This window comes from Streptomyces sp. 13-12-16, from assembly GCF_002114215.1.
Classification (GTDB): Bacteria; Actinomycetota; Actinomycetes; order Streptomycetales; family Streptomycetaceae; genus Streptomyces.
In genome coordinates, this window is record NZ_NCTE01000094.1 from 1 (window position 1) to 4,630 (window position 4,630).

At 72.2% G+C, this 4,630-nt stretch carries 4 protein-coding genes and 1 pseudogene; 3 read left to right on the forward strand and 2 right to left on the reverse strand.

The features are described 5' to 3' along the window. Nucleotides 1-1,099 (reverse strand): MFS transporter (locus B7767_RS04705; protein ID WP_085571012.1); only part of this gene is annotated, 1,099 nt, incomplete at its 3' end. Between the two features lie 63 nt (nt 1,100-1,162). Here B7767_RS04705 and B7767_RS04710 point away from each other — a divergent pair. Further along, entirely contained in the window at nt 1,163-2,125 is a 963-nt protein-coding gene (locus B7767_RS04710) for a LysR family transcriptional regulator (protein ID WP_085571009.1), read from the forward strand. 109 nt (nt 2,126-2,234) lie between these two features. Here B7767_RS04710 and B7767_RS04715 read toward each other — a convergent pair whose 3' ends face one another. Next, nucleotides 2,235-2,996 carry an alpha/beta hydrolase gene (locus B7767_RS04715; RefSeq protein WP_085571010.1) on the reverse strand — a complete coding sequence of 254 codons (762 nt, stop codon included), beginning with the start codon at nt 2,994-2,996 and terminating at the stop codon, nt 2,235-2,237. 113 nt (nt 2,997-3,109) lie between these two features. Here B7767_RS04715 and B7767_RS04720 point away from each other — a divergent pair, with 113 nt between their 5' ends. Together B7767_RS04720 and B7767_RS04725 are read left to right on the forward strand one after the other, a co-directional pair. Beyond that, nucleotides 3,110-4,270: an adenosine deaminase gene (locus B7767_RS04720; RefSeq protein ID WP_085571011.1), complete on the forward strand. Its 1,161-nt coding sequence runs from the start codon at nt 3,110-3,112 to the stop codon at nt 4,268-4,270. A gap of 135 nt (nt 4,271-4,405) precedes the next feature. Next, nucleotides 4,406-4,630, forward strand: a pseudogene (locus B7767_RS04725) (hypothetical protein); the annotation flags it as partial.

The following is a 4,630-nucleotide window of genomic DNA, read 5'->3' on the forward strand; positions in this document are numbered from 1 at the left end:
CCGACGCCTGCGCCCGCCCCACCGTCGCCGTCTTCCCGACCGCCGACGACGCCACCGCGTGCCCCGCGAAGAACCCCGCCGTGATCAGCACCAGCCCCAGCAGCACCACCGGCAACGACCCCGCCAGCGACAGCAGCAGCCCCGCCGCGGTCGTCCCGCCCCCCGCGTACAGCGCGCCCCGGCGGCCCAGCCGCCCCACCAGGCGCCCCGCCGCCGACGCCGAGACCGTGCCGACCAGGTACACCAGGAAGATCGAGCCCACGATGCCCTGCGGCAGCGAGAACGGCGCCTCGGTCAGCCGGTAGCCGATCACCGTGTAGACACCGCCGAACACCGTCATGAACAGCGCGCCGATCGCGTACAGCCGCCGCAGCAGCGGATCGGCGAGATGCCCCCGGACGGTCCGCACCAGCACACCCGGACGCAGCGAGCCCGCCCGGAAGTGCCTCGGCGCCGGCAGCAGCAGCCGGAACGCCACCGCGCACGCCACCGCGACCACGCCGATCACCCCGACGGCGACCCGCCAGCCCCACTCCTGCGCCACCCAGCCGGTGATCACCCGGCCGCTCATCCCGCCGACACTGTTGCCGGCGACGAACAGCCCGATCGCGGTCACCAGCGCCTTCGGCGTGACCTCCTCCGCGAGGTACGCCGTCGCCGACGCCGGCAGCCCGGCCAGCGCCGCACCCTGCAGCGCCCGCAGCGCCACCAGCGCGCCCAGCGACGGCGCGAACGGCACCAGCAGTCCGAGGGTCACCGCGACGGCCAGCGAGGCCGTCATGACCGTACGCCGTCCGTAGCGCTCCGACAGCGCGCTCATCGGCAGCACGAACAGCGCCAGGCCGCCGGTGGCCGCCGCCACCGTCCAGCTCGCGTCACCCGCGCTCACCGCGAAGTCGCCGGAGATCAGCGGCAGCAGGGCCTGGGTGGAGTACAGCAGCGCGAAGGTCGCGACGCCCGCGAGGAACAGGGCGAGACTCATCCGGCGGTAACCGGGTCCGCCCGGAGACATCCGGGACTCGGAGACGGGCGGCTGGGCGGAGGGAACGGATGCGACGGCGCCCACACTGGTGGACGCCCCGGTACTGGCGGGAGTCATGCCTCGAAGCTACGTACGCCCCCGCTCATCCGTCCAATGCACGGAATCGTCATAATCGTTCCCATGGTGCATCAGCAGAGGTCACGAAGGAGACTGTCACAGACCAGTGACACACGAGACACGGACGACATGTCGAGGCTGCTCGCACCCCGCCTCGCCCACTTCGCCGGCGTCGCCCGCACCGAGCACGTCACCCGTGCCGCCCAGGAGATGCAGGTCCCGCAGTCCACCCTCTCCCGCGCGATGGTCCGCCTCGAACAGGACCTGGGCGTCGAGCTGTTCGCCCGCCACGGCCGCACCGTCTCCCTCACCCCGGCCGGCCGCACCTTCCTCACCTCCGTCGAACGCGCCCTCGCCGAGATCGAGCGCGCCGCCGACGAGGTACGCGCCGACGCCGACCCCGCCACCGGCAAGGTCGCCTTCGGTTTCCTGCACACCATGGGCGCCGAGACCGTACCCGGCCTGCTGCACGCCTTCCGCGCCGACCACCCGCGCATCCGCTTCAGCCTGGTCCAGAACTACGGCGAGGCCATGCTGGAGGGGCTCCGCGCGGGCGAACTCGACCTGTGCCTGACCTCCCCGGTGCCCGACGCCCCCGACCTCGTCGCCCGCCGCCTCGACGAGCAGAAGCTGCGCCTGGTCGTCCCCGCCGACCACCGCCTCGCCGGCCGCCGCCGCATCCGCCTCGCCGAGGCCGCCGACGAGACCTTCGTGACCCTGGAACCCGGCTACGGCCTCCGCCGCATCACCGACGACCTCTGCGCCCAGGCCGGCTTCAGACCCCGCATCGCCTTCGAGGGCGAGGAGGCCGAAACCCTGCGCGGCCTGGTGGCGGCGGGCCTGGGCGTGGCCCTCCTCCCCCCACCGGCCTTCCCCCGCCCCGGAGTGGTCGAACTGACGGTCACGGCCCCCAGGGCGGCCAGGGAGATCGGCGTGGCCTGGCTGGCCGGCCACCCGGACACGCCTCCCGTGGCCGCCTTCAAGAAGTTCCTGCTCAGCAAAAGGGGCACCTTGCTGCCAGCCTAGGGGCAGCACACCCAGGGGCGCGGGGCTGTATCGGTATGCGGCTCCGCCGCGTGGGCGCGACCAGCCACGGACAACCCGCACAGGCCGGACGACAGTCACCCCACCGGCGCTACCGCCGCAAAGACTTCCCGAACCCCGCGGCGAGCGGCATCCGCAACCCCAACGGCGGAGGCGCCGCCAGGGCATCCTGCACGGGCCGCGAGAACGCCCGCCCGAACAGCGCCCCCATCACGAAGTCCTCGGCCAGCGCCAGCACCTCGTCCCGGTACTGGCTCAACCCGTGCCCGTCCGCATGGACCTCGAACCGGCACACCTCCCGGTTCGCCTTCTTCGCCCGCGCCGCCAGCCGGAACGACAACTCGGGATCGCTGCGCGCGTCGTTCGTGCCGTGCACGATCAGCACCCGCCGCCCGGCGAGCTGTTTCACCGGTTCGGGTGGCGCCGCCACGTCCTCCTCCGGCAGCCAGGGTGCCAGCGCCAGCACGGAGTTGACGGCCTCGTGGCCCGCCGCGCGGAGCGCGGCCCTGCCGCCCATGCCGAGTCCGGCGAGGCAGACGGGGACGTCCCCGTAGCGCCGTACGGCCTCGTCGGCGGCCCACGCGGCGTCGCGCGCGAGATGCGCCTCGCTGCCGTTCCAGCCCCGGTAGCGGTAGTGGACGACATGGGCGGCGAGGCTCTCCTCGCGGCCCGCGCGGGTGAGGCGGCGTCCCAGAGCGCGTACGGAGGCGGCCGCCAGCACGGCGGACGGTCTGCGGCCGGACACCTCCTCGCCGCCGGGGAGCAGCAGCACCACTCCGCCCACCGCCGTCGGCTCCGGGCCGAGCGCCCTCCCCAGCCGGGCCGTGCGAACCGGCGTCGCTTCCTGTGCCATGACAGAACATTCTCAGAAGTGCGGGTGTACTCCACCCGGCCGTGCGATCACTGTTACGTATCGGCGCCTTCGTCCTCCCGGTGATCTACGCGCGTAGGAGTTAGAGTGCGGAAATGACGAGCCAGACCATCGCGAACACCCCGACCACGGAGCAGATCCGCCGGGCGCCCAAGGTCCTGCTGCACGACCACCTCGACGGCGGGCTGCGCCCCGGCACCGTCGTGGACCTGGCCCGCGAGAGCGGGTACCACCAGCTTCCCGAGACCGATCCCGGCAAGCTCGGCCTGTGGTTCAGGGAGGCCGCCGACTCCGGCTCCCTGGAGCGGTACCTGGAGACGTTCTCGCACACCGTCGGCGTCATGCAGACCCGTGACGCCCTCGTCCGGGTCGCCGCCGAGTGCGCCGAGGACCTCGCCGAGGACGGCGTCGTCTACGCCGAGGTGCGTTACGCGCCCGAGCAGCACCTCGAAGGCGGACTGACCCTCGAAGAGGTCGTCGAGGCCGTCAACGAGGGCTTCCGGGAGGGGGAGCGGCGCGCGCGGGAGAACGGCCACCGCATCCGGGTCGGCGCCCTGCTCACCGCGATGCGGCACGCCGCCCGCGCCCTGGAGATCGCCGAACTCGCCAACCGCTACCGGGACCTGGGCGTCGTCGGCTTCGACATCGCGGGTGCCGAGGCCGGTTACCCGCCCACCCGGCACCTCGACGCCTTCGAGTACCTGAAGCGGGAGAACAACCACTTCACCATCCACGCCGGCGAGGCGTTCGGGCTGCCGTCCATCTGGCAGGCCCTCCAGTGGTGCGGCGCCGACCGGCTGGGGCACGGGGTGCGCATCATCGACGACATCCGGGTCCGCGACGACGGCACGGTCGAACTCGGCCGGCTGGCCTCCTACGTCCGGGACAAGCGCATCCCGCTGGAGCTGTGCCCCAGCTCCAACCTCCAGACCGGGGCCGCCGCCTCGTACGCCGAGCACCCCATCGGCCTGCTGCGCCGGCTGCACTTCCGGGCCACGGTGAACACCGACAACCGTCTGATGTCCCACACCACCATGAGCCGGGAGTTCGAGCACCTGGTCGACGCATTCGGCTACACGCTCGACGACATGCAGTGGTTCTCCGTCAATGCGATGAAATCGGCGTTCATTCCTTTCGATGAACGACTGGCCATGATCAATGACGTCGTCAAGCCCGGATACGCCGAGCTGAAGTCCGAATGGCTGTTCCGTCAGACGGCCTCCACCAGCGGTTCTCCGGAAAAGGAAAGCCGATAGCGGCGTCCGCGGGAAACGTGAACACCGTCGATGTTCACCATCCGTCCGCATTTCGATGTTTGCGGCGGGAGGGGCCCCGTGTTTACGGTCTCAGCACCGCTCACTCCCCGTATCCCATTTCGAGGACGCATTTACATGAAGCAGTCTGCTGCCAAGACCCTCGGTGTCGCCGTGCTGGGTGCCGCCTTCGCCGCCGCCGGTGCCGGCGCCGCCAACGCGGCCCCGGCCGTCCCGGACGCCGCCCCGGCGCTGGACACCGTCAACCGGGCCGTACCGGCGGAGAAGCTGTCCACCGCGGTGCCGGGCTCGGACCGGGCGCTGGCGACGGGCCAGGAGCTGGCCGGCACCGGCGTGGCGGCC

What these genes read in the sequence shown, in the direction of transcription:
- B7767_RS04710 (WP_085571009.1), top strand. Translation starts at nt 1,163, where the DNA reads ATGGTGCATCAGCAGAGGTCACGAAGGAGACTGTCACAGACCAGTGAC.
- B7767_RS04715 (WP_085571010.1), bottom strand. Translation starts at nt 2,996, where the DNA reads ATGGCACAGGAAGCGACGCCGGTTCGCACGGCCCGGCTGGGGAGGGCG.
- B7767_RS04720 (WP_085571011.1), top strand. Translation starts at nt 3,110, where the DNA reads ATGACGAGCCAGACCATCGCGAACACCCCGACCACGGAGCAGATCCGC.